This window comes from Acinetobacter gyllenbergii CIP 110306 = MTCC 11365, from assembly GCF_000413855.1.
Classification (GTDB): Bacteria; Pseudomonadota; Gammaproteobacteria; order Pseudomonadales; family Moraxellaceae; genus Acinetobacter; species Acinetobacter gyllenbergii.
The window spans coordinates 17083-42482 of sequence record NZ_ATGG01000064.1 but is presented as its reverse complement, the minus strand read 5'-3'; the positions used below and the strand labels follow the sequence as shown (position 1 = coordinate 42482).

The 25400-nt window shown below is 41.1% G+C and carries 27 protein-coding genes and 1 pseudogene; 14 read left to right on the top strand and 14 right to left on the bottom strand.

Going from position 1 to position 25400, the window contains the following annotated elements; all coding sequences use genetic code 11:
- Positions 1-150: pseudogene (locus F957_RS21560) on the top strand (OmpA family protein); the annotation flags it as partial.
- 130 nt (positions 151-280) lie between these two features.
- On the opposite strand, the gene F957_RS21760 reads toward F957_RS21560, so the two are convergent.
- From F957_RS21760 to F957_RS00080, 5 genes are all read right to left on the bottom strand, one after another.
- Positions 281-439, bottom strand: coding sequence for a hypothetical protein (locus tag F957_RS21760; protein WP_016541482.1), 159 nt, complete (start codon positions 437-439; stop codon positions 281-283).
- Positions 440-443: 4 nt separating this feature from the next.
- A complete protein-coding gene (locus tag F957_RS00065) occupies positions 444-1649 on the bottom strand; it encodes an RtcB family protein (RefSeq protein WP_016541481.1) in 1206 nt (401 codons plus the stop codon).
- Between the two features lie 253 nt (positions 1650-1902).
- Positions 1903-3360, bottom strand: coding sequence for an amino acid permease (locus tag F957_RS00070; RefSeq protein ID WP_016541480.1), 1458 nt, complete (start codon positions 3358-3360; stop codon positions 1903-1905).
- A gap of 278 nt (positions 3361-3638) precedes the next feature.
- Entirely contained in the window at positions 3639-4664 is a 1026-nt protein-coding gene (locus F957_RS00075) for a class I SAM-dependent methyltransferase (RefSeq protein WP_016541479.1), read from the bottom strand.
- A 62-nt stretch (positions 4665-4726) separates the two neighbouring features.
- On the bottom strand, positions 4727-6085 hold the full coding sequence (locus tag F957_RS00080) for a uracil-xanthine permease family protein (RefSeq protein WP_016541478.1): 1359 nt from the start codon (positions 6083-6085) through the stop codon (positions 4727-4729).
- Between the two features lie 176 nt (positions 6086-6261).
- Between F957_RS00080 and typA the strand changes: the two genes are divergently transcribed.
- The 3 genes from typA to F957_RS00095 all read left to right on the top strand — a co-directional run bounded on the left by typA (position 6262) and on the right by F957_RS00095 (position 9266).
- Positions 6262-8097 (top strand): translational GTPase TypA, encoded by a 1836-nt coding sequence (gene typA, locus F957_RS00085; RefSeq protein WP_016541477.1) that lies wholly within the window; start codon positions 6262-6264, stop codon positions 8095-8097.
- Between the two features lie 245 nt (positions 8098-8342).
- Positions 8343-8774, top strand: a complete 432-nt coding sequence (mscL, locus tag F957_RS00090; RefSeq protein ID WP_004652374.1) for a large conductance mechanosensitive channel protein MscL — start codon at positions 8343-8345, stop codon at positions 8772-8774.
- A 159-nt stretch (positions 8775-8933) separates the two neighbouring features.
- Entirely contained in the window at positions 8934-9266 is a 333-nt protein-coding gene (locus F957_RS00095) for a gamma-glutamylcyclotransferase family protein (protein ID WP_016541476.1), read from the top strand.
- A gap of 55 nt (positions 9267-9321) precedes the next feature.
- On the opposite strand, the gene F957_RS00100 is transcribed toward F957_RS00095, so the two are convergent.
- Positions 9322-9633, bottom strand: coding sequence for a peptidylprolyl isomerase (locus F957_RS00100; protein WP_081401633.1), 312 nt, complete (start codon positions 9631-9633; stop codon positions 9322-9324).
- Between the two features lie 10 nt (positions 9634-9643).
- Positions 9644-10465, bottom strand: a complete 822-nt coding sequence (gene mutM / locus F957_RS00105) for a bifunctional DNA-formamidopyrimidine glycosylase/DNA-(apurinic or apyrimidinic site) lyase (protein ID WP_016541475.1) — start codon at positions 10463-10465, stop codon at positions 9644-9646.
- Positions 10466-10672: 207 nt separating this feature from the next.
- On the opposite strand from mutM, the gene F957_RS00110 reads away from it, so the two are divergent.
- On the top strand, positions 10673-12802 hold the full coding sequence (locus tag F957_RS00110) for a TonB-dependent receptor (RefSeq protein WP_016541474.1): 2130 nt from the start codon (positions 10673-10675) through the stop codon (positions 12800-12802).
- Positions 12803-12839: 37 nt separating this feature from the next.
- Here F957_RS00110 and F957_RS00115 read toward each other — a convergent pair whose 3' ends face one another.
- From F957_RS00115 to ygfZ, 5 genes are all read right to left on the bottom strand, one after another.
- Entirely contained in the window at positions 12840-13640 is an 801-nt protein-coding gene (locus F957_RS00115; protein WP_016660719.1) for a tetratricopeptide repeat protein, read from the bottom strand.
- Between the two features lie 251 nt (positions 13641-13891).
- Positions 13892-14623 carry a DsbC family protein gene (locus F957_RS00120; protein ID WP_016541472.1) on the bottom strand — a complete coding sequence of 244 codons (732 nt, stop codon included), beginning with the start codon at positions 14621-14623 and terminating at the stop codon, positions 13892-13894.
- 74 nt (positions 14624-14697) lie between these two features.
- Positions 14698-15018 (bottom strand): low molecular weight protein tyrosine phosphatase family protein, encoded by a 321-nt coding sequence (locus F957_RS00125; protein WP_016541471.1) that lies wholly within the window; start codon positions 15016-15018, stop codon positions 14698-14700.
- 9 nt (positions 15019-15027) lie between these two features.
- Positions 15028-15753 (bottom strand): DsbC family protein, encoded by a 726-nt coding sequence (locus F957_RS00130; RefSeq protein WP_023271402.1) that lies wholly within the window; start codon positions 15751-15753, stop codon positions 15028-15030.
- Positions 15754-15881: 128 nt separating this feature from the next.
- A complete protein-coding gene (gene ygfZ, locus F957_RS00135) occupies positions 15882-16607 on the bottom strand; it encodes a CAF17-like 4Fe-4S cluster assembly/insertion protein YgfZ (protein WP_016541469.1) in 726 nt (241 codons plus the stop codon).
- A gap of 182 nt (positions 16608-16789) precedes the next feature.
- Between ygfZ and F957_RS00140 the strand changes: the two genes are divergently transcribed.
- From F957_RS00140 to F957_RS00160, 5 genes are all read left to right on the top strand, one after another.
- Positions 16790-17242, top strand: a complete 453-nt coding sequence (locus F957_RS00140; protein ID WP_171068334.1) for an SRPBCC family protein — start codon at positions 16790-16792, stop codon at positions 17240-17242.
- 33 nt (positions 17243-17275) lie between these two features.
- Positions 17276-17638 carry a DUF2004 domain-containing protein gene (locus F957_RS00145; RefSeq protein WP_045544739.1) on the top strand — a complete coding sequence of 121 codons (363 nt, stop codon included), beginning with the start codon at positions 17276-17278 and terminating at the stop codon, positions 17636-17638.
- A gap of 23 nt (positions 17639-17661) precedes the next feature.
- Positions 17662-18018: a DUF488 domain-containing protein gene (locus tag F957_RS00150; protein ID WP_016541466.1), complete on the top strand. Its 357-nt coding sequence runs from the start codon at positions 17662-17664 to the stop codon at positions 18016-18018.
- Between the two features lie 52 nt (positions 18019-18070).
- Complete coding sequence (locus tag F957_RS00155) at positions 18071-18415, top strand: zinc ribbon domain-containing protein YjdM (RefSeq protein WP_016541465.1); 345 nt, start codon at positions 18071-18073, stop codon at positions 18413-18415.
- A 152-nt stretch (positions 18416-18567) separates the two neighbouring features.
- Entirely contained in the window at positions 18568-18903 is a 336-nt protein-coding gene (locus F957_RS00160) for a YegP family protein (protein WP_016541464.1), read from the top strand.
- A gap of 52 nt (positions 18904-18955) precedes the next feature.
- Here the strand turns inward: F957_RS00160 and F957_RS00165 are convergent, their stop codons facing one another.
- Both F957_RS00165 and F957_RS00170 read right to left on the bottom strand, forming a co-directional pair.
- Positions 18956-20671, bottom strand: a complete 1716-nt coding sequence (locus F957_RS00165; protein WP_016541463.1) for a proline--tRNA ligase — start codon at positions 20669-20671, stop codon at positions 18956-18958.
- A gap of 196 nt (positions 20672-20867) precedes the next feature.
- Positions 20868-21521, bottom strand: a complete 654-nt coding sequence (locus tag F957_RS00170) for a hypothetical protein (protein WP_016541462.1) — start codon at positions 21519-21521, stop codon at positions 20868-20870.
- Positions 21522-21800: 279 nt separating this feature from the next.
- On the opposite strand from F957_RS00170, the gene pilG reads away from it, so the two are divergent.
- Genes pilG through F957_RS00190 form a run of 4 tightly spaced genes read left to right on the top strand, consistent with a single transcriptional unit; the run spans position 21801 to position 25283 of the window.
- Positions 21801-22184 carry a twitching motility response regulator PilG gene (gene pilG / locus F957_RS00175; RefSeq protein ID WP_004652356.1) on the top strand — a complete coding sequence of 128 codons (384 nt, stop codon included), beginning with the start codon at positions 21801-21803 and terminating at the stop codon, positions 22182-22184.
- A 20-nt stretch (positions 22185-22204) separates the two neighbouring features.
- On the top strand, positions 22205-22567 hold the full coding sequence (locus F957_RS00180; protein ID WP_004652355.1) for a response regulator: 363 nt from the start codon (positions 22205-22207) through the stop codon (positions 22565-22567).
- Between the two features lie 48 nt (positions 22568-22615).
- Positions 22616-23152, top strand: a complete 537-nt coding sequence (locus F957_RS00185; RefSeq protein WP_016541461.1) for a chemotaxis protein CheW — start codon at positions 22616-22618, stop codon at positions 23150-23152.
- A 46-nt stretch (positions 23153-23198) separates the two neighbouring features.
- Complete coding sequence (locus F957_RS00190) at positions 23199-25283, top strand: methyl-accepting chemotaxis protein (protein ID WP_016541460.1); 2085 nt, start codon at positions 23199-23201, stop codon at positions 25281-25283.
- Positions 25284-25400: the final 117 nt, after the last annotated feature.

Sequence of the window (25400 nt, the reverse complement as noted above, 5' to 3'; positions counted from 1 at the left end):
GCAACTCGTTTGACAACTCAAGGTTTCGCTTGGGATCAACCGATTGCTGACAACAAAACTAAAGAAGGTCGTGCTATGAACCGTCGCGTATTCGCTGCGATTACTGGTAGCCGTACTGTTCTTGTACAACCAGGTCAACAAGCTCAATAATTTGAGTTTATGAACTGAAAAAAAGCGACTCGTCAGAGTCGCTTTTTTTATATGATGGATTTAAGTCATAAAACATTGGGATTCTCCTTTTATTGAATAGGTTTAAAATATTTTAATCACTATTAATTATTTACCATATTTCTTTTTTAAGCTGCTGCTTAGTATTTTGTCTTTCACGTCGATGCTGTGCTCGAGGTTTCTCTGTTTCATGAATTCCACCTTTATGTAATAAAGGCGAAAGCGCTACAGGGTTGCGGACTTTAATTTTTGGCATTTCTTTGAGTTTCATTTGATTATCCTTTGATACATAAAATCTGTTTGAGGGTATGTACGATTTCGATCAAATCAGATTGGTTTGCCATGACTTGATCAATATCTTTATAAGCAGCTGGAATTTCATCAATCACAGCACTGTCTTTTCGACATTCAATCCCTTGGGTTTGCTGAATCAAATCATCCTGACTAAACAGTAGTTTGGCTTTGCTGCGACTCATTTTACGTCCTGCGCCATGTGAGCATGAACAGAAGGACTCAGGATTGGCTTTGCCTTTTACAATATAGGAGCGTGCTCCCATTGAGCCAGGGATAATGCCTAATTCATCTTGACCTGCTCGAATTGCACCTTTACGTGTAATCAAGAGATTCTCACCAAAGTGAGTTTCTTGACTGACGTAATTGTGGTGGCAGTTAATTGCTTCTTTGGTCATTTGAAACGGTGGTAGCAGTGGGCGGATTGCTTCTAAAATCAGACGCATCATTTCACGTCGATTTTCAAAGGCATATTCTTGTGCCCATTCCACGGCTTCAACATAATCATCAAAACTATTTGAACCTTCAGCAAAATAACTTAAGTCTTTGTCAGGGACATGACCGAAACGATGCTGTGCTTCTTTCTTTGCCAATTCAATGAAGTAGGTTCCAATCACATTGCCTAAACCGCGGCTACCAGAATGCAGCATGACCCAAACATCCTGATTTTCATCTAAACACAGTTCGATAAAGTGATTGCCGCCACCTAAGGTCCCCAGTTGTTTTTGCCAAGTGGCATCAAACTTTCTGAGCATCCGAACCAAACCTGGATGTTTTTTGATGATCGGTTGTAAGCGTTTCTCCAGAGGAATAATGCTAGAAGCTTTTGCTTTTACTTGTTTATGCAGTTCAAAGCCCACAGGAACCTTACGTTCAATGGCATGACGTAGCGGTGCGAGGTTGTCTGGAAGCTGTGAGGCCTTGAGGTTGAGTCGAATCGCATTCATCCCACAACCAATATCAACACCGACAGCTGCGGGGATGATGGCATTTTTGGTAGGAATGACGCTGCCTACGGTCGCACCTTTGCCGACATGTACATCAGGCATCACCGCAATATGTGAATAAACAAATTGCAGTTGTGCCATTTTTTTCAGTTGTTCAATACTTTCGCTATCAATATCGGTTGTGAAAATTTTCACTGGAACACCATATTGCGCATCTGCATTGAGTATTTTTTGTATGCCCATTTTCTTGTCTCGGGTATTTTAATTGTTGGTCCGAATAGGCATAAAAAAACCTAGCGAATGCTAGGTTAAATAGAGCATTCGGACAAGTGATCAATTGATTTGTACACTTGTCCGTGAGTCGACAGTGCCAAATCTTATGGTGTAGTTCCTAGTTGTAATGGCATGTTGTCATCCTCCTATCATGTGGTGCCGTTGAAAATATGAGCGAGATTTTACTCATATTTTCATTTGGGTCAAGTAAAAAGCGGTTTTTTTATTCGCCTTCTTTGACATTCATGTCTTTGTAAGCAATCAGTTTGGTCTTGTGTTTCCACTTATAACCCAACCAGATCGCCAAAAATAATGGAATGCTGATATAGGTTGAAACTAGACCTAGCCAGTCTATTTTACCACCAAGTAACGCTTGATAGTTTTGACCTAAGATAATGATTGAACAAAGAATAAATGCAAACCATGGGGCAAATGGGAAGAACTTGGCGCGATATGCCAGATCTTCAACTTTATAGCCTTGCGCAATATAGCCCTTACGGAAACGATAATGTGAAATCGCAATACCTAACCATACAATGAAACCACACATTCCTGACATGTTGAGTAACCAGTTAAAAACTTGTTTCTCGCCAATAAAGGTGGTTAAGAAGCACAATGCCGCAACTGCAGTGGTTGCATAGAGTGCATTCATTGGTACGCCACGGCCATCGAGTTTGGAGAACCATTTCGGCGCACGGCCTTCTTTGGCCATGTCAAATAACATACGGGTAGAGGAGTACATTCCCGAGTTACCCGCAGATAAGATTGCACTGAGAATTACCGCATTCATTAAGCTTGCTGCAAAGGCAAAGCCTGCTTTTTCATATAAAAGCGTAAATGGAGAGAGTGCAATATCTTCGCTCTGAGCTGCTTTTAACAGTAGAGGATCGTCATAGCTGACCAAGGTACCAATGATGAAAATACATAGGATATAAAACAGTAAAATACGCCAGAAAATTTGTTTAATCGCCAATGGAATGGTCTTTTTAGGGTCTTTTGATTCACCTGCGGCAACCCCCACCATCTCAGTCCCTTGGAATGAGAATCCAGCAATCATGGCAACCCCGATTAAGGCTTGTAAACCACCGACAAAAGGAGCTTCCTTGTAAGTCCAGTGCTGAAATACCGAGACATTTGGCGTCATCATGATTTTAGCAATCATCCAGATACCAATCACGATAAACACGATAATGGCAATGACTTTAATCAAAGAGAATAAGAACTCACTTTCACCAAAACCTTTCACCGTTAAGGCATTAATCCCAAAAATAATGGCAAGGAAGATCGCACTCCAGTAGAAACCTGGAATATCAGGGAACCAAAATTTCATGATGAACTGGACGGCAACCAATTCGAAAGCAACGGTAATGGCCCAGTTATACCAATAATTCCAACCTAAGGCGAAACCAAAGCCATCTTCGACATAGCGGCTACCATAGGTAAAGAACGCACCTGATGTTGGATTATGCGTTGCGAGTTCACCTAAGCTGGTCATCAAGAAGTAAATCATGATCCCAATGAGGGCATAGGCCAATAACGCACCACCTGGACCCGCAGTGGCAATGGTTGAACCTGAAGCAAGGAATAAGCCTGTGCCGATCGATCCACCAATGGCAATCATGTTCAGGTGTCGAGCCCCGAGCTTGCGCTGAAGGTGTTGAGGAGCAGATGTATCGCTCATAAAAATTCCTTAAACTGTATAAGGGTCTGTTGACACTTTATATCTGGGTTGCGTTATAAGCTGAAATTTCATTAATCAAGGCATGAAACGAAAGTAATAGCGACTCTATTGCTAAGTTTCATAACGAAGAGTGAGGAAATTTCAACCATAACCCTTCGGGGCAGGAATATTTTTTGCCGCTATAGCGTTATGGCTGACTCATTTAGAATCACTAAATTTCATCAACCATGCCTTATACCGCCTAAAAAATATTCTCTGCCGCAACCATAGATAAAGTATCAGCTGCCCCTGTTTGCACAGGCATATAACACCTTGAATCCTTGTTGATCGGCTTTCACCTGACATTCACCAAAACTCTGTTCAATCAGAGGAGGGTAGTTTAGAAAACGATTTGCCACGATCCATAATTCACCTGAATTTTTCAGATGTTTTTTCGCACGTTGGCAAAGTTCCTCACTCGCATCGTAATTGGTATGAATTCCCTGATGAAAAGGCGGATTGCTGACGATCGCATCTAAATCATTCGGTGCATCTACAAAACCAGTGACAGCTTGGAGATTTAACTGAGTTAAATTCAGACCATTTCGTTGAAAGGTCAGCTCAGTAGACCGTAATGCAAATGCATCAACATCAAGTGCAAAAATTTGCCGATTCGAATCTAGTTTGGCCAAATAGGCACTAATAATTCCAGCGCCACAACCAAAGTCGGCAATCTTACCTGATTTTACTTGACTAAGGTAAGGGACTAATACGGCTGTACCGACATCTAAATGATCTTGACTAAATACACCAGGCAAGGCACAGATATTTAACTGTTCTTGATCTATTTGAACTGTATAAGTTTTTAACCAGTGTTCCAGTGGTTTTAACTGCTCTGTTCGTTCGATCTTCATTTGCCAAAGTTGGCAGTGACGTGCACTGTCAAGTTTTAGTGTTTTGCCATATTGCAATAATTGTTTTGCTGCACGCTCAACCCCCCCTTTTTTTTCACCAACCAGAAAAATATTGTGATCAAGTTTTAAATGGCTAACGACAACGTGCAGAATATAATTTAGTAATTCTTTCGACTTGGGGACGAAAATAACAACCTGATCAAACGTTGCTTGTGGGAATTCAACTGAAAAATGCGATGTGATCCCCGTATTTAAGAAAGCTTGGTGATCTGCATAATTCCAAGTCCATACAGAAGCTTGAACATGTTGAGGTAGATTTTTGGCGAGTTGATCATTTGGGGCATTAATCAGTAAGATTTGCCCATTTAAATAATCTTGTTGTCTGATGACAACTTCACTACGTGGATCCATTTTGATCTCTCATCAAAAACAAAGCCCAGTCGTGAAACTGGGCACTTGCGATTGTTGGTTGATTATTTATGTGTTTCAGGTAAAACAATATTTAAAATTAGTGCAGCGATACCGCCTGTTGCAACACCAGAACTAAAAATATTTTTAAATAGTTCAGGTAGATGCTCGAGGATTTGAGGTACTTGTGCAACACCTAGACCTAATGCAAGTGAAATCGCAATAATCAACAAAGCACGACGGTCGAGGTGAATACTGGAAAGAATATTAATACCAGAAGCAGCGACTGCGCCAAACATGACCATGACAGCACCACCAAGTACCGCTTGTGGTACGGCCTGAATCACGGCAGCTACAGCAGGGAATAAACCTAAAATCACCAATAGCACGGCAATCCAAATCCCAACATATCGACTGGCAACACCAGTCAATTGAATCACACCATTGTTTTGTGCAAATACAGAACTTGGGAAGGTATTAAAGATACCTGCTAAAAATGAGTTGGCGCCATTGACCAACACACCACCTTTGATCCGTTGCATCCAGATTGGGCCATCGACTGGCTGATTTGAAATTTTACTGGTTGCTGTAACGTCACCAATTGCTTCGAGTGACGTGACCAGATAGATAAAAGCCATCGGGATGAACAGACTCCATGAGAAGCTGAGTCCAAAATGCATTGGTGTTGGAATTTGAATCAAGGGAGCATCACTGAGTACTGAAAAGTTTAAATGGCCCATAAAACCGGCAAGAATATAACCAATCACCAATGCAATTAAGATTGCTGAACTTTTGACCCAAATAATTTTGATACGATTGAGTAGAATAATAATACCCAGTACGGTACATGACATGATCAGGTTATCTGCATTGGCAAAGGTGTTGTCCTGCATTGCGGTATAACCACCGCCCATACTAATCAGACCTTCTTTAATCAAAGTAAGACCAATCAACAGCACCACAATACCTGTGACTAACGGCGTAATCAGCTTTTTTACCCATGGCAAAATTCGAGAAACGCCCATTTCAATAAATGAACCCGCAATCACCACACCAAAGATGGCAGCCATCACCTGCTCAACGGGTGTACCCGCAGCAACCATTGCGCTCCCGATACCAATGATTGGACCAATAAAGTTAAAACTTGTACCTTGGACAATGAGCAGTCCCGCACCAAATGGACCTACCTTTTTACACTGTAAAAAGGTTGCAATGCCTGAAATGATTAAAGACATCGAAAGGATCATATTGGTGTCTTCGCGGGAGACGCCAAGTGCCAAACAAATCAGTAATCCAGGGGTGACAATTGGGACTAAAATCGCCAAAAGATGCTGTAAGGCGGCTAAAAATGCAACAAAAGGTTTCGGTCGATCATTGAGTCCGTAGACCAGATCAAGCTGCTGCTGAGGTTGTGAATTCGACATGGGAGTATAAAAAGCGAGAGGCATTAGTGGAATATTCTAATAGAGTTAGCTCGCTTTACCAACGATTCTATAACACTTCGTCAGAAAAAAAGTGCACTGTCAATAAACTGTCACTACTAAAGTTTAGTATTTTTCTGTATAATTTGCCCTCAAATTTAAAGCGTATCGAATTTTACATGTCAGATATTAAAACTCTCCGTAACATTGCCATTATTGCGCACGTCGATCATGGTAAGACGACTCTAGTCGACAAACTTTTACAACAATCAGGTGCTCTTGGTGATCGCGCAGGCGAGATTGAACGTGTTATGGATTCTAACGCGCTTGAGTCTGAACGTGGTATTACCATTCTTGCAAAAAACACTGCAATCAAATGGTTAGACGCACGTACAAACACCGAATACCGCATCAACATTGTGGACACCCCGGGACACGCCGACTTCGGTGGTGAAGTGGAACGTGTAATGTCGATGGTTGACTGTGTATTGCTTCTTGTAGATTCACAAGAAGGTCCAATGCCACAAACTCGCTTCGTAACGCAAAAAGCGTTCGCGCGTGGTTTGAAGCCAATCGTGATTATCAACAAAGTTGACAAGCCAAGCGCGCGTCCAGATTGGGTAATCGATCAAGTATTCGATTTGTTTGATAACCTTGGTGGTTCTGACGAACAGTTAGACTTCCCAATCGTTTATGCTTCAGGCTTACGTGGTGTTGCTGGTCCTTCACCAGAAGAATTAGCGGAAGACATGACACCGTTGTTCCAAACGATTGTAGATATCGTTGAACCACCAGCAGTTGATGTTGATGGTCCTTTCCAAATGCAGATTTCATCACTTGACTATAACAGTTTCGTTGGTGTTATCGGTGTGGGCCGTATCCAACGTGGTTCTGTAAAATTAAATACACCTGTTACTGTTATCGATAAAGATGGCAATACACGTAACGGCCGTATCTTAAAAATCATGGGTTACCATGGTTTAGAGCGTGTTGATGTTGAATCAGCTTCAGCTGGTGACATCATCTGTATTACTGGTATTGATGCATTAAACATTTCTGATACGATTTGTGATCCGAAAAATGTAGAAGCATTACCAGCATTGTCTGTAGATGAACCAACAGTTTCGATGACATTCCAAGTCAATAACTCACCGTTTGCGGGTAAAGAAGGTAAGTTCGTAACTTCACGTAACATTCGTGAGCGTCTTGACCGTGAATTGATTCACAACGTAGCACTCCGTGTTGAAGATACTGACAGTCCAGACCGTTTCAAGGTTTCAGGCCGTGGTGAACTTCACCTTTCAGTATTGATTGAAAACATGCGTCGTGAAGGCTTCGAAATGGGCGTATCACGTCCACAAGTGATCATGAAAGAAATCGATGGTGAAAAACAAGAGCCATACGAAAATGTAACGTTTGACGTTGAAGAACAGCATCAAGGTTCTGTAATGGAACAAATGGGCTTCCGTAAAGGCGAAATGACCAATATGGAAGTTGACGGTAAAGGCCGTATCCGTATTGAAGCAACTGTACCTTCACGTGGCTTGATTGGTTTCCGTTCTGAATTCCTAACCATGACTTCTGGTACAGGGATCATGACATCAAGCTTCTCGCATTACGGTCCAGCAAAAGCGGGTACTGTTGCGAAACGTCAAAATGGTGTGTTGATTTCTATGGTTCAAGGGACTTGCTTGGGCTATGCACTGTTCACACTTCAAGACCGTGGTCGTTTATTCGCGAAGCCACAGTTAGAAGTGTATGAAGGGATGATCATTGGTATTAACTCACGTTCTGACGATATGGTTGTAAACCCGACCAAAGCGAAGCAGTTAACCAACGTTCGTGCGTCAGGTACTGATGAAGCTTTAACTTTAACACCTGCAATGGAATACACGCTTGAACAAGCGCTTGAATTCATTCAAGATGATGAGTTGGTTGAAGTAACACCAAAATCGATTCGTATCCGTAAGCGTTACTTAACTGAAAACGAACGTAAACGTAACCGCGATAAATAATTTTTCTTCACTGAAAAATGACAAAACCGCTAAATTTATTTAGCGGTTTTTTATTGCATAAATCAGAGGGGAGGAACATGCTTAAACACATATTTTTATGAAAATAAAAAGTGTTGTTAAAGTGTGAAATAACTTTCTTTTTTTGATAAAAATATTAAATTATCAACATTATGTGGATAACTGCGCCTGTGTAATAAACAATGCAAAAACAGGTTGCGATCAAGTTCAACTCTGGAGAGTTATAGATGAGTATTATTAAAGAATTTAAAGAATTTGCCATCAAAGGCAATATGATGGATTTAGCGATTGGTGTCATCATTGGTGGCGCTTTCGGTAAAATCATTGATTCATTGGTAAAAGATATCGTGATGCCGGTGATTTCATGGATCTTGGGTGGTGATGTGGATTACACCAACTGGTTCCTTATCCTTGGCGATAACCCGAATAATGTGACAACCCTGAAAGCGGCACAAGATGCAGGACTGAATGTATTTGCTTATGGTAGCTTCTTAACCATTCTGATTAACTTCTTGTTATTGGCATGGGTGGTATTCTTGTTGGTGAAAGTGATGAACCGTATCCGCAAACAAGAAGAGGCTGCACCTGAGCCTGAAGCAACACCAGAAGATGTTCAATTGTTACGTGAAATTCGTGATGAATTGAAAAAACAAGGTTAATTCAGCTTGAATAAAAAAACGGCATTTGAGATGCCGTTTTTTTATTGCCTATTGGAATAGATCATTGCAGGGTAATGATGTGAAAATCGTTATTTTTCATAGAAAAATTGCTGCTTTCATTTTAAGATGCTGTGCATATGATGAGGGGGATCAAGCAACATGAATCGATTATTTGTATATGGCACACTGTGCCCAAATCGAGAAAATGCCCATATTTTGGGGGAAATCGGCGGTGATTGGCGGCAGGCGTCGGTGCATGGCACCATTCATATTCTGGATTGGGGACCAGATCAAGGTTTACCTGCAATCGTGTTGAATGAAGCAGATCCTTTGGTTGAGGGATATTTGTTTAGTACCGAAAAATTAGAACAGAATTGGCAGATGTTGGATGATTTTGAAGGGATGCAATATCAACGGGTAGAGGTTCTGGTTCAACTGTCAGATGGCGGTACAACCTTGGCATGGACCTATGTGATGAAACCCCAAGATTAAATTCGTATAACCGTACAGTTGAGCTTAAATCTAAATTTAAGCTCAACGAGATCAATTATCTTAAACTGCCCATACGGAATTTGACTTCAACCAAATGAAAACCAAATTGGCTTTTAATTGGGCCATGTAAAATGCGTTCTGCGGCGCTAAAAACCAGTTTATCGATGACGGGCACCAGTTGACCTTTTTTCACCTCGCCCAATTCTCCCCCCCGTTTTGCTGAGTTACAGGTTGAGTATTGCTTGGCGACCTTGCCAAAATCAGCACCAGACTGAATGCGCTTTTTTAGCTGTTCAGCCAGATCTTTGTCTTTGACTAAAATATGTCGAACAATCGCAGTTTGCATGATATGTTCTCCTCCGTACATCTTAATAAGCTTACGCTTTTTTAAACTTCAGTGGTTGGCATTGCGGGCAGAATACACTGGCACGTTGGCCTAATTTCAGATTTTCCAAAGTCGTTTCACAATTCACGCACATTTCGCCTGCACGACCATAGGCCAAAAGCGTTTGTTGAAAGTAACCATTTTCGCCCATGGCATTGCTATAGTCGCGCAAGGTCGAGCCACCTAAATCAATTGCCTGCTTTAAGATGCGTTTAACTTCGATAACGAGTTTGTCGACTTGTCCTTTGCTTAAGGTTGAAGCTGGTTGTGCTGGGTGAACCCCGATGTTGAATAAACTTTCTGTTGCATAGATATTGCCGACACCAACCACCACATGGTTATCCATTAAAGCAATTTTAATGCCTACATTCTTTTTACTCAGCTTTTCACGGAGATAAGTTGCATTAAAATCTTCGCTTAATGGCTCAGGGCCAAGTGTGTCGATTAGTTTGCTTTGATTGTGTTGGTCTAACCACAAAATGCAGCCAAAGCGACGTGGGTCGTGATAGCGTAATTGCAGATATTCAAAATCAATCACCAGATGATCATGCTTTCTGAGTGCTTCATTGGGTTCACACAAACGAAAGCTGCCTGACATACCCAAATGCCAGAGCATCTGATCTTGTTCAAACTCAGCTAAAATATATTTAGAGCGACGTTTAAGTTGAGTCAAACGCTGTCCGACTAGTTTGTCGAGATCGTTTGGAATTGGCCAACGTAAACTTGCATTGAATACTTTGACGGCTTGAACACGTTGTTCTAACAGCGGTAGCAAGCTGGTTTTGGTGGTTTCAACTTCAGGAAGTTCGGGCATAGAAAGCTCAAGTTGTTTCAACAACAATACAATGAGGGCAAATGTTTCACTTACAATTATGACGATATTTAATTTTATTTACCAATGCCAATCAGTAACCAGATTGATGGTTTTGGCTAAAGTGAATGATGTAAGACAAATATAAAATAATCAGATGCTTACTTTTAAAAATCATCCTTTTGAAATTTTGAGAAATAAGGAACCTTCATGCCTTCACTGAAAATAAACCTTTTATATGGTTGCGTCGCAATGTGTATGGGGGCGAGTAGTAGCGCTGTCTGGGCAGTTGAATCCGATGCAGATCAGGCGGTGCAGCTTCCAACCATTAAAGTTGAAGCAACACGAACCAATACCCCTTATATGCAAACACCTGCATCGATCTTTAGAGTGGATATGCCGCAAAATGATCAATCTGCGCAGGTGAACTTAACCGAAGTGGTGAAAGGGATTCCAAGTGTTCAATTACGCAATCGTGAAAATTACGCTCAAGATTTGCAGCTCTCGATGCGTGGTTTTGGTGCGCGTTCTACCTTTGGTGTGCGCGGGATCCGTTTATATACCGATGGTATTCCAGCAACGATGCCAGATGGACAGGGCCAAACCTCGAATATTGATTTAAGTAGCCTCAGTCATCTTGAAGTATTAACTGGTCCATTTTCATCACTATATGGCAACTCATCAGGTGGTGCGATTTTGGCAACGACCAAAGAAGGTCAGGGCAAAGATTCGATTGAAATGAGTTATGCGGGTGGCAGCCATAACAAGAATCGTGCAGGAGTGGTACTACAGGGCGGTGCAAAAAATCAAAATGAACCGAGCTATATCATTAGTTCATCTTATTTTGATACCGATGGCTATCGTGACCATAGCAGTGCAGAAAAAGTCTTAAATAATGCCAAACTGACGTGGAACTTGGATGATGGCACTAAAATCAACTGGGTCACCAACTATGTCAAGATTCATGCTGATGATCCTCAAGGGTTAAATAGAGCTCAATGGCAGCAAAATCCGCGTCAAGTCAATGATGCGAATAATACTTATAATGTCCGTAAAGATATTGAGCAAACGCAAACGGGTGTGACGTGGTCTAAACCGATTAATGATCAGCATGAGCTGTATGTGATGGCTTATTTCGGCAATCGTCAAGTGACTCAGTATCAATCGATTCCTCAAACAGCTCAAGCCAATCCAAATCATGCGGGTGGGGTGATCGATTTTGAACGGAATTATTATGGTGCTGATTTCCGTTGGACAGGGAAAGAGCTGTTACCGAATACAACCTTCAGCGCAGGGCTTGCTGTTGATAGCATGGATGAAGACCGCAAAGGCTATGAGAATTTTAATCTCGTTAACGCTAAGCCAACTTATGGGGTGAAAGGCACATTGCGTCGCGATGAAGACAATACTTTATGGAATGTTGATCCCTATTTACAAGCCTCTTGGCAGTTTTTACCAGCTTGGCGTTTAGACACAGGTGTACGTTATAGCAATGTGCATTATAAATCTAAGGATCACTATTTAAGCAATGGCAATGATAGTGATAAAACAGATTATAACAAGGTGTTACCGTCGGCTGCTTTAAGCTGGCAAATTACACCTGCGTTATTGGCTTATGCGAGCTACGCCAAAGGCTTTGAAACCCCAACGTTTACCGAAATGGCTTATCAGGCGGATAAGGATAAAGCTGGATTTAACTTTAATCTAAAACCATCTAGCAGTGATAACTATGAACTCGGCGTAAAATCACAAAACCTGCTCGGTGATTTTACTTTGGCTGTTTTTCAGAGCAAAACCAAAGATGATATTGTTTCAGCAGGCACTTCAAATGGACGTGCGACCTTTCGGAATGCCGATAAAACGCTTCGTCAAGGGCTTGAGTTAGCATGGAATAAAAAGCTTTGGAAAGATCTTGAGATTAGCAGTAGTTACGGGTATTTAGATGCTAAGTTTGATGCTGCAATTCCAGCTATCGGTACGGTTAAGGCTGTTGAAAAGGGCAACGCAATCCCCGGTATTGCGAAGAACCAAGCTTCTCTTGGTTTAGCGTGGAAACCAGAGCAGGGCTTCTATGCGGGTGCAGATGCGCAGTATATGGACAAGGTTTATGTAGACGACGTGAATAGTGATACAGCGCCAAGCTATACCGTTGCTTCAATTTATACAGGATATGCATGGAAATATGCAGATTGGGGGGTTAATGGCTTTGCGCGTATTGATAATTTATTTGATAAGAACTATGCAGGCTCTGTGATTGTCAATGATAGCAATAGCCGTTTCTTTGAACCAGCGGATGGGCGTAATTGGAGTGCTGGAATTAAAGTAAGCAAACAATTCTAAGTGAAAAGAGCAGCATGTGTATGCTGCTCTTTATTTTTTACTTTTTGGGCGCTGCTTTTTTCGCAGCAATTACTTCTTCAACTTTGGCCAAAGACTCTTTCGCATTGGGGTAATTTGCTGCTGCTAAACGAGTAAAAATATTTTTTGCCTGTTCTAAATCTTGATCGATAATATTCCCGTTGGCGAGCATATTACCTAGAATCATCAGTGACGGTGCATAGTCTTTCTTGGCAAGCTCTTTTAAACTTTCAACCGCTTGTTGCTGCATGAATGGATTTTTATTCTTCACACCAATGCCAAGGTCATACACCGCTTTTAGATTTTTAGCAGGATAATAATCTTTTCTCAATAAAGGCAATAATTTCTGAATAGCAAGTTGATCATATTCAGGCTTACCTTGCCTAAAAAGAATATCAGCAAACTCAACGGTCGCTTCATCCGAGCCTTGAATTGAGGCTTTCTCTAAATATTCTTTGTATTTTTGTGGATTTTTACCTAGCCCAAGTGTGCCTTTATGGTAGGCCTGAGCGAGTGCAAAGGTTGCAGGGCCATAGCCTTTGTTTGATGCATCTTGATAATACTGCAATGCTTTCTTCTCATCTTTCGCTGTCCCTTGCCCAGCTTGAGTCATATAACCTAAATTAAAGATCGCTTGTTTATTTCCAGTATCGGCCAAACGTTGCATTTCCTGAAAGGCTGCAGGGTAGTCTTTTGCTTCGTAAAGTTGAGTCGCTTTGGTGAATAACGGATCGGCCTTGACGGTTGTTGCTTTAGTGTCTGCTGCAAATGTTGTATGGCTTGCAATCGTAATTAAACTCGCGATGAGCAATTTTTTCATGTTTATTTTCCTTTCATGTTGATCTGCTTTCATCCTTTGCATAGCAGAACTCAATATGCTGCCTTCATCATAAAAGTTTGGGCGAAAATGTAAATAAGGATTTTGTATAAATCGTAGTGAAATGGAAGAAGGGGAATTAAGTCTGTAAATTAAATAAATAAAATTAAATCAATAATTTATGTTTAATTTTTTGAATGAAAGCTTGTGAACCCTTTGTGGCAAAAAAGTCAACAAGCCTCCATCATTGCGTATTATTTGTTACTGCTGGCTTCCTGTAAAAGCTGCTCAATCTGTTCCGCATTTTGTGGGCTACCAGAGAGGCGCATCCCATTTTGCAGGAATAGGGTCGGGGTACCATCAATTTGTAGTTTTTGACCTAAGGCAAGATTCTTTTGTATTGGGGTTTCACACTGTACTGCGTTTTTCGGTGCTTTACGATGCAGCATATAATCCTCCCAAGCTTCATATTGGTTTTTTGAACACCAAATTTGATTGGCAACAGCTTCAGCTTGTGGATGTAAACTTTTTAGTGGGAACAAGAACAGATAAACCGTGACATTATCGATAGAGGTCATGTTCTGTTCAAGTTTTTGGCAATAGGGGCAGTCAGGATCGCTAAAGACGTAAAGGATACGTTCTCCCTTACCTTTTACATATTTGATTGCTTGATCGAGCGGTAGTTGTTTGACATCAATTTTGCCAAATTCAGCTAAGCGCTCTTCGGTCAAATTTTTCTTGTTTTTGACATCGAGAAGGTTACCGAAAAACAGATATTTGGCTGTTTCATCTGTATAGATGATTTTGCCAGCAGCATAGACTTCATAAATACCAGGTAAAGGTGAAGGACTAACTGATTTGACTGGAATATCTGGATAATTCTGTTTGAAGTTTCTTTCCAGTGTTTTGCTATCGGCATGTAGGCTTTGTAAGCTGAGCAGACTCAAGCTGAGTGCAGATAACCATGTTTTGATCGTTATTTTCATGAGGAATCGGTTGTGTTGAGAATAAAGGAACAATAACGTTGATTTGTGCTTTCGACAAGAATTTAGCCCAAACTTTATTTTAAATATGGTTGCATCGCCAATTGAAGTAATTCAATCAGCTCCGGGTCCATATAGCGATAGTCATCTGGAATATCGAGCACAAACACTCGTTTATGTATGAGTTGTTTAGAAAACTGTTCTTTGATCTGTTGCTTGTGTCGAGACTCCATTACAAAGATTTGTTCCGCCCAAGCAATATCCTTTAAAGAGAGAGTATGTTTGGCATGACGGCTGGTCCCTGCGGAACGGGTATGTAGGCCATAGCCTTGAGCGAAAATGCGCTCAGCTGTTGGGCTACGCCATTGATTACGACTACAAATAAACAGGGTATTCAAACAAGTACCTCATTCATGATCGACAGTATTAATAAAATTTTCTAAGCCTTCAAGTTCGGGTACCCCAACAACTCGATGTCCTTGTGAATTAAATATTGTCGGTGTTAGATTAATTCGATATTTTTTGGTTATTGCCATATTTTGATCGATGGGTTGATGACACGAATTTGCTCTTTTATTTGGTTTATCCCCATCTAATAAATATGCCTTCCAAGCTTTGACAGGATCTTTTGAGCACCAAATATTCTTGGAGGTTTCAATGGCCGTGGGGTGTAAATGTGCTAATCCCATTGGGAAAGTGTAAATTGTTATGTTATCAATATCCTCAAGAATCCCTTGTAATGCCTGACATGCAGGGCAGTCGGGATCTGCAAAAACATATAAAACTCTTTTACCATTCCCTTTTACTTCTTTTAATGCATTGGCTGTAGGGAGTTGCTTTGGGTTGATTGCATAATGTTTTTGATAATTATAGTCTGCTATGTTTTGCATATTCTCAAGATCAATCATATCCCCATCAATTAAATATCGGCCTGAAGCATCAATCAATATAGAACCTCTAATATTTGAAAGAGTATATAGATTGGGAATCGGTGTCTTATCTATAAATTCAGGTTTGAGCTCTTTTGGAAGGCTTTTTATTCGTTGGTGAATTTGTTCTGTATTTGCAAAAATAGATTGTGAGCTCAATATTATTGCAATTGTCATAATATAAAGTGAATTTAATTTATACACAGAAATTTCCCGTAAAAAAAGAATAGGCATAATTGTTTTAAATCAGTATATGTTGAATTTGAAAGGAAATTTTATTTTAATAATTTTATACATAATGCAAAAGCCCTAAGAGGGCTTTTGCTAGGGTTTTATGATTGCGGGCGAGCCACATCACCATTCAGTGCATCTGGTAGATCCAAAGCGGTTACACCGAGCTCTTCTAAAGCAGCGGGTTTTGCAATGACCAGTGCTAAATAGCCTTCTTCAAATGAAACACTATTCACCACCTCAACATCTTTGCTGAGTTGAGTTGCTGGCGCAGGCAGATCACCTTGGGCTTGAATTAAATGCAACCAATGCTTCGGCTTTGCTTTAAACCAAAGACGCGCCACGATTTCCTGACCGAGATAACAACCTTTATCAAAATGTACGCCATCACGTTGATGTAATCGTAATTCTTGTGGTTGAAATAAATGCTCTGTACTTTGACTAATCCACGCTTGTCCAGACTGAATTGCCTGAATTTGCCAAGTGTTGAGATCACTTTCTACTGATGAAAATTCGGTTTGAATGCCATTTACCGTTGGAAAGACAGGACCGATTTGTTCTAACTTCATTTTAGAGAAGGCACCAAACTTTTTAATGTGCTTAGCAAATTCTTCAGCTTGGTCTTGCGTGGTTACAAGTTCAAAGCTCTCTGGGCCAAGTCGTTTAATCCATAAACCAAAATGAATACGTCCTTTTAAATCACAAATAGCGGTATAGCGACTTTCATTTTCAGGTATACGCTCTACATGCACGGTCACCTGACCTTGTAAAAATTTTTGTGCATCTACACCATTTAAGCTAAAAGCAGTAAAAGCAAGCTGACTCATAGATCAATCCTAAATCTGCATTCTAATCACGAAAATATGGATTGTTATTTTGCGCTATTTTTCACAAAAAAGCAGCTTGAGATTCTCGATATTCGTGCTCAAATGAGGGATTAAAGGCATAGCATTTGTGCACCAAATCGCTATGATAAATCGATCCAACACAAGAATCCTAAGATTGGAGAATAATAATGACGGGTACCGTAAAATTACATCGCGTATTGAATGCGCCACCTGCTCGGGTTTATAAAGCCTTTTTAGATCCTGATGCCTTGGTAAAGTGGTTACCACCGCATGGATTCACCGCAAAAGTCCATCATCTTGATCCTCAAGAGGGTGGTAGCTATAAAATGTCATTTACCAATTTTTCAACCGGACGCTCGCATTCTTTTGGTGGAACCTATGTTGAACTGGTTCCCAATGAACGCTTGCGTTATACCGATCGCTTTGACGATCCGAATTTACCGGGTGACATTCAAGTCACGATTCAATTAAAACCAGTATTGGTCGGTACCGAAATCCATATCACTCAAGAAGGCATACCAGAGGTGATTCCTGTCGAAGCGTGTTATTTAGGGTGGCAGGAATCACTGTATCTGCTTGGCTTATTGGTGCAGGCTGAGATTCCAGATCAGTAATCGAAAAGAAAAATCAGCTTAAAAATATAGTTTATGATGATGACATCGGGGGATGCTATGTCAGAACAAGCAATTGTTGAACGCCGTGAGCAGCTTGCACGCCTTGCAATGCGGGAAGCTTTAGAAAATCAACAGGCCGAAGACAGTGTAGAGTTATTTATTCAACATCATCTTGAAGAGATTGAATCTGCATATTGGCAAAAACATTTTGGGACATCGACCCCAACGCCGTTGCAGGTATTAGCGTTTTTGGTTCTTGAACATCAATGCGAGGAGGAGGGCTTAGCGCCACATGATATGCTTGATTTTACCTTGCCCGATGGGGTTACCAATTATGTGATTTGTGTCAGCTTTGATACAAAAGGGCAGGTGATGGATATTGCAATGGAAAGTTAAGTCTAAGTTGAAGGCGAGTGAGTATGCAAATCGAGATTAAACGTATTTATGATCCTGTAGCCGTATCTGATGGAAAGCGGATCTTGGTTGATCGCTTATGGCCTAGAGGGGTTTCCAAAGAGCGTGCGCACTTAGACTTATGGTTAAAGGAAATTGCCCCCTCAACGGCATTGCGGCAGGCTTTTTGCCACAAGGCTGAGCATTGGCTTAGTTTTCAGCAAGGCTATTATCAAGAGCTTAAAGAGAATCCTTATGTACAGCAGCTCCGAGAAATGGCAGCGCAACAGCAATTGACGCTGATTTATGCAGCCAAAGATCCTCAACTGAATCATGCTTTAGTTTTGAAGAATTATTTACTTGGCATTGAGATTCAAGCCTAAAATTTTGAAAAATTACATCTATCCATCATAATAGCCGTTTTGAGTTTCTTTTATGTCTTTTCCACATTGCCCACAATGCCAATCAGAATATACTTACCAAGATGGCGATTTATTGATTTGTCCTGAATGTTCACATGAATGGAAGGAAGGGGAAGTAGCGGCTTCAGAATTACAGGACATCATTAAAGATGCCAATGGAAATGTGCTAGCCGATGGGGATAGCGTAACGGTTGTGAAAGACCTAAAAATTAAAGGTTCATCTTCTGTGGTGAAGGTTGGAACAAAAGTGAAAAGTATCCGCTTGGTTCCAGATGCCAGTGACGGTCATAATATTGATTGTAAAATTGATGGTGTCGGTGCGATGAAGCTAAAGTCAGAGTTCGTGAAAAAAGTTTAAACGATTTCTATTTAGGAGCATGAAAATGCTCCTTTTTTATGTTTGATGATAATTACCAAAAGCGAACAAAATTTAATCTTTTTAAACTTTCACAGCTGTTCTATATTGGATGAGATAACAAACAACACTAACTCCAAAAAATAGAGGTCCTTATGGCAGGATGGTTCGAAGTCAGTCAAGCAAGTGATGGGCAATATCGTTTTGTGTTAAAAGCCGGAAATGGCGAGCCCGTATTGAATAGTGAGTTGTATAAAACCAAAGCAGCGGCCTTAAATGGGATTGCATCGGTACAAAAAAATAGTCCAGATGATGGTCGTTATGAACGATTGACGTCTAAAAATGAAAAAGCTTATTTTAATTTAAAGGCTGCCAATCATCAGGTGATTGGAAGCAGTCAACTGTATGCAAGCGAACAGTCTCGTGATAAGGGGATTGAGTCTGTGAAAAATAATGGCCCATCAGAAACCATTAAAGATCTGACTGCTTAATGAATAAAAAAGCCGTTTCATGGAAACGGCTTTTTTATGTTTAGAATTTAGATTAGCGAACAAGTTTTGCTAATAATTCTTCTTTATTGAGATTGCTTGATTCAGCATCACGACGACCTTTGTACTCGAACGTACCTGCATCCAAACCTTTTTCACCAATCACGATACGATGTGGAATTCCCATTAATTCAAGATCAGAGAATTTCACACCTGGACGTTCGTTACGGTCATCTAGCAGGACATCATAACCTTGTGCTTGTAGCTCAGCATACAATGCTTCTGCTGCTTCAAGCGTACGTGGTGATTTATGTGCATTCATTGGCACAATCGCAATTTCAAAAGGAGCAATCGTTTGTGGCCAGATAATGCCTTTCTCATCGAAGTTTTGTTCGATCGCCGCAGCGACCACACGTGTTACACCGATGCCGTAACACCCCATGGTGACGGTAAATGGTTTACCATCTTCGCCAAGAACCTTACAGCCTAACGCTTCTGAGTATTTGGTGCCGAGCTGGAAGATATGACCGACTTCGATCCCACGTTTAATCAGGATTGTGCCTTTACCATCTGGAGATGGGTCACCTTCAACCACATTACGCAGGTCAAATACTTCTGTGAATTTGGCATCACGATCCCAGTTAACCCCAGTTGCATGTTTGTCGATTTCATTTGCACCTGCAACAAAGTCAGACAAGACCGATGCAGCACGATCCACAATCACGGTTAAGCCTTTTTCCACTAAACCTTGTGGGCCGCAGAAACCAGCGGTTAAACCATGCTGTTGCAATTGCTGTTCAGTCGCAAAGGCTAATGGTGCAGCAATCAATGGATGCTTTTCAGCTTTAATGTCATTAAGTTCATGGTCACCACGGAGGAACAAGGCAACAACTGGTGTATGACCTTTATCATCGGTCGGCCCTTGTACCAATAATGCTTTAACGGACTGTTTCGCATCAGCATTGAGGAATTGGCACACATCCGCAATGGTTTTTTGATTCGGTGTTTCGACTAGAGTATACGCTTGAGTTGCAGCAGCACGTTCACCCACTAACAGGGCTTCGGCCATTTCAACATTGGCTGCAAAGTCAGATTCTGTTGAGAAAGCGATGTCATCTTCACCACTTGACGCAAGTACATGGAACTCATGTGAAGCTGAACCACCAATTGAACCGGTATCTGCTTGTACTGGACGGAAGTCCAAACCTAGACGAGTGAAGATACGGCTATAAGTGTCGTACATCACATCATAGGTTTCTTGTAATGATGCTTGGTCCGCATGGAATGAATATGCATCTTTCATGATGAATTCACGCGAGCGCATTACCCCAAAGCGTGGACGAATTTCGTCACGGAATTTGGTTTGAATTTGATAGAAATTCAAAGGGAGCTGTTTATAGCTTTTGAGTTCATTACGGGCCAAGTCGGTAATTACTTCTTCGTGAGTTGGACCGAGCACAAATGGATTGTCATGACGATCTTTAAAGCGTAATAGTTCTGGGCCGTATTGTTCAAAACGACCCGACTCTTCCCAAAGCGAAGCAGGTTGAGTCACTGGCATAAAGACTTCTAATGCGCCTGAACGGTTCATCTCTTCACGGACAATGGCATCCACTTTCTTTAAAACGCGCGTTCCCATGGGCAACCAAGAGTATAAGCCAGAAGCGAGTTTACGAATCATCCCCGCACGTAGCATGAGCTGGTGTGAAATCACTTCAGCATCATTTGGGGTTTCTCTTAACGTTGCAAATAAAAAGCGGCTTGCGCGCATGGAAACTGTCCTAAAGTTAAGTGTTATTTAAAAAGTGCTATCAATGAGCAAAATAATCAGCTCAGTTTTGAGCAATGGGCATTATGACATGAATCATTCAATTTGGCGCAGTATAAAGTACAGGCATGCGCTTAAGTATTGGAATTGTTTAAAGATTAATGTCGAGATGGTCAGTGCGTGGTTGTATATTTAGGGTTTAGGTCGAGCCGAGTGCATTTAGGCGATTGATAATCTCGCTATATTCAACCTCAGTCTTATGGTAGGCATTACGTAGACTTTCAACCGTTTTTTTGACGTTTTCGATATTTTGAGCATTATTTTGCAGATTGCTTTTAAGTTGGGTCGGTAGCATTTCACCTTTGCGATGATATTCCATCTCTTGGCGTTTAAAAGCAATCTTGTCCTTTTGTAATTGCTGTAATTGTTCTTGCTGATAATTCAGTTGTTTTTTGAGATTTGCTAAGATTTGATCGCGTTTTGCTGCTGCGATTTGTGGACTACCATAGGCGCGTTTGAGTCTTAAATCTTGTTCGCGACGACGTGCGAGAGATTCACGTTGAGCCGATTGCTGAACATCAGCAGCGGCATTATAAGCACGATTGCGTTTGATCACCTGCATATTACGATCAAGTGCTTCATAGCCATGTCTGATATGTTCTGGGGTGACGGAGGTACTGACATTGGCAACGCCATTTTTGTCATAATAACGATACCAAACTGGTTTAACTTGTTCAGTAGCTGCAAGGCAAGAATGGCTGACAAATAGCAATAGAAAAAAACCACAAATGTAACTACGAGTAATCGTTGTAAAGTGACCAATGCGGAAACCGCACTTTAACGAACCAGTCATTACATTCCCCGAAAAAAAGTTAATTAAATCACTTATTTTTAAATAATAATCAGTTGTATATTAGTGCTAATTTAGACATTTAAAAATAGTTATTCAGCAAAAAAATTAGGAATTTAATCAAAAGTGTGAACTGTTTATGATTGTTAAGCGAAACTGATAGGTTGGTTCAAAAAACTTCATTGATAATGCAAGTAAAGATATGTTAAAAATATCAACTAATCTGTATAAAACAAATTAAACCAACCATAATTTGTATTGAGTATTGGGGCAGGACAATAAATGGAAGATAAATTTCAAAATTTGAAGGTCATGGTGATTGACGATTCAAAAACGATTCGTCGTACAGCTGAGACTTTATTACAACGTGAAGGTTGTGAAGTAATTACAGCGGTTGATGGCTTTGAAGCATTATCAAAAATTGCAGAAGCTAATCCAGATATCGTTTTTGTCGACATCATGATGCCTCGTTTAGACGGTTACCAAACCTGTGCATTAATTAAAAATTCTTTAAATTATCAAAATATTCCAGTCATTATGTTGTCAAGCAAAGACGGTTTGTTTGATCAGGCGAAAGGGCGTGTTGTGGGGTCGGATGAATATTTAACCAAGCCATTCAGTAAAGATGAGCTGTTAAACGCGATTCGCAACCATGTTAGCGCATAAAATTTAAGATTGAGGAAAAAATGGCTCGCATACTTATTGTAGATGATTCACCTACGGAAACGTTTCGCTTTAGAGAAATTTTAACGAAGCACGGTTATGACGTTATTGAAGCAACCAATGGTGCTGATGGGGTGACCATGGCGCAGGCAGAATTGCCTGACTTGGTGCTGATGGATGTGGTAATGCCAGGGATGAATGGCTTTCAGGCAACGCGTCAAATTAGTAAAGGTAAGGACACTCAACATATTCCAGTTGTGATTGTGAGTACCAAAGATCAGGCCACAGACCGTGTATGGGGTAAGCGTCAAGGGGCTTGTGATTATTTGACTAAGCCTATTGATGAACAGCAACTTATTGATGTCATTAAACAATTATTAAGTTAATTTTTTTGCTCAAGATGAGCCTTCTCATTACTCAATACGGGATAGGGTATGGCAGCAAATGGATTTATCGAGTTGCTTCGTTTATCCAAGCGAGGCAATAAACAATACACTTCAACTCAAAATGAAGTCAGCCGCTGGTCTGGTATCGCATTTGAGATGTTAGGGCAATATTTTGTTGCGCCTTTAGGGGAAATTTCGGAGGTAATCTATCCTCCGAAATACACACCAGTACCAAACACTCAGGCGTGGGTGCGAGGTTTGGCCAATATTCGTGGACGACTACTTTCGGTTTCTGATTTAACACACTTTATTTCAGGGCAGCGAAGTCAGTTTTCTCCAACGCAAAAAGTGATTTGTATTAGCCATCAAGACCATTATGTGGGGTTGGTCGTCGATCAGGTTTTGGGGATTCAACACTTTAATAAGAAGAGTTTTTTCTCTCAAAATAATGAGCTGGACAATAAATTGAAAGATTATTGCCAAGGTCATTTCCATCAACATAATCAACAATGGCATGTGTTTTTATTGAGCCGGTTATTAAACAACCCTCAGTACATGAATGCATCAATAAAATTTATAAACTAATTTATACGCTACGGAACATAAGCGCGTATTCAGGGGAGAAGCTGAGATGGGCTTTAAACTTAAAAAAAAGAACGGCAATGGCGATAGTGCAGGGCTGAAAAAGGGTGGGGCGTTCTTAGACAATATTCGAACGCAACTTGACCAGTTTTCGCGCTTATTCGGTGAAACTGAGAAATCAAAACCGATTATCTATCGTGCTTTAATTGCTTTGGCCCTTGCAGCGATCCTCTTGATTTACTTATTCGTGAGCGTTCCGCGTTCAAACCAGTTGACCCGTAGTTTGGGTGAATTGCGTTTGTTATCGCAAACCATTTCACGTCAAGCAACTGAAGCAACTGCATCTGGTACGCCAGAAGCCATGAAAAAATTGGTCGAGTCAGAGAAGCAGTTTGCTGAAAACCTAGACACTGTTGAAAGTGTTTATGGTAAAGGTTCTGATGAGTACAAGAAAGTCAGTGGTCTTTGGGACACTGTTGCCAAGAATATTGATCTGATTGCATCGCAACAAAAAGTCATTAACCAGCTTTACGACACCAACATCTCGATCAGTGAAACGATTCCTGAGATTCAGGCGGAATATAACCTGATGGTCGACCAAATGGTGCGTGAAAACATGCCGAGTAGTCAGGTAATTATCACCAAAAACCAAGTGTTCATTGCAGAACGTATTTTACGTTCGATCAACTCGGTACTGGTCGGCACAGACAACTCAAGCGTTTCTGCAAATGACTTTGGTGCCGATATTGATACTTTTGGTGTTTATCTGAATGCACAATTGAATGGTAGTTCTGAACTTGGTGTAGACCGTATCAGTTCAGCAGCATTGCGTGAATCTGTAGACAGCATTAAGTCAGATTATGATGCTGTATTGAAATCAGCAGCAGCAACCGTATTGCAAAACGCCAACCAGATTGTTCGTGTACGTCAAGCATCCTCGCAGATTTTCTCGCAGTCTGATGCGCTGTTGACCTCACTCAATGATTTATCAAATAAAGCCGAAGGTGGTTGGGATAACGTTGTTGCAGGTATTTTCTTAATCCTCTCTTTAGCGGCTCTGGTGTTTTTTGTATTACAACTCTTAATGTTACGTAGTAATACTGATAAAGAACGTGTAACGCGTCTACAAGACGAATATGACCGTAACCAAAACGCAATTTTACGTTTACTGGATGAGATTGCCGACTTGGCGGACGGTGACTTGCGTTCGTATGCAACAGTATCTGAAGACTTTACGGGGGCGATTGCCGACTCGATTAACTTCGCGATTGATCAGTTACGTGACCTTGTTTCTCGTATTACCGACACTTCGCAAGAGGTTGCACGTTATACCCAAGATACTCAGAGTATTACCAACCAGTTAGCAGAAGCATCTGAACATCAGGCACAAGAAATTGCAGGTGCATCAGCGGCGATGAACGAAATGGCATTGTCGATTGACCAAGTATCTGCCAACGCATCTGAATCTGCTGACGTAGCACAACGTTCGGTACAAATTGCAACCAATGGTGCGCAAGTGGTAAACCGTTCGATTGAAGGGATGGATCACATTCGTGAACAGATCCAAGAGACCTCAAAACGTATTAAACGTTTGGGTGAATCTTCGCAAGAGATTGGTAACATCGTCTCGTTGATTAACGATATTGCCGACCAAACCAACATCTTGGCATTAAACGCAGCGATCCAAGCATCGATGGCGGGTGAAGCAGGCCGTGGTTTCGCGGTCGTAGCCGATGAAGTCCAACGTCTTGCGGAACGTTCTGCATCAGCAACCAAGCAGATTGAAAGCTTGGTAAAAACTATTCAGACTGATACCAACGAAGCGGTCATTTCGATGGAACAAACCACGTCCGAGGTTGTTCGTGGTGCGAACTTGGCGAAGGATGCGGGGATTGCACTGGATGAGATTCAAACCGTATCGGGTGACTTGGCAAAACTGATTGCGAGCATTTCTGATGCAGCAAAACTTCAGTCTGCGTCTGCCAGTCATATTGCAACCACGATGAATGTCGTACAGGAAATTACTTCACAAACCACAACTGCAACGTTTGATACAGCACGCTCAGTATCTGAGTTGGCAAACATGGCTGAATCATTACGTGAATCGGTAACGGACTTTAAGTTACCTGATTAAACCGAATTGGAAAGGCAGATGGGGGTGTCTGTCTTTCCATTTTTAGAGATGTTGGATATCTCAACAAGGTGATGGCGAAATGTAACTACATCTTGTGTGATAGATAGACGTAATTTT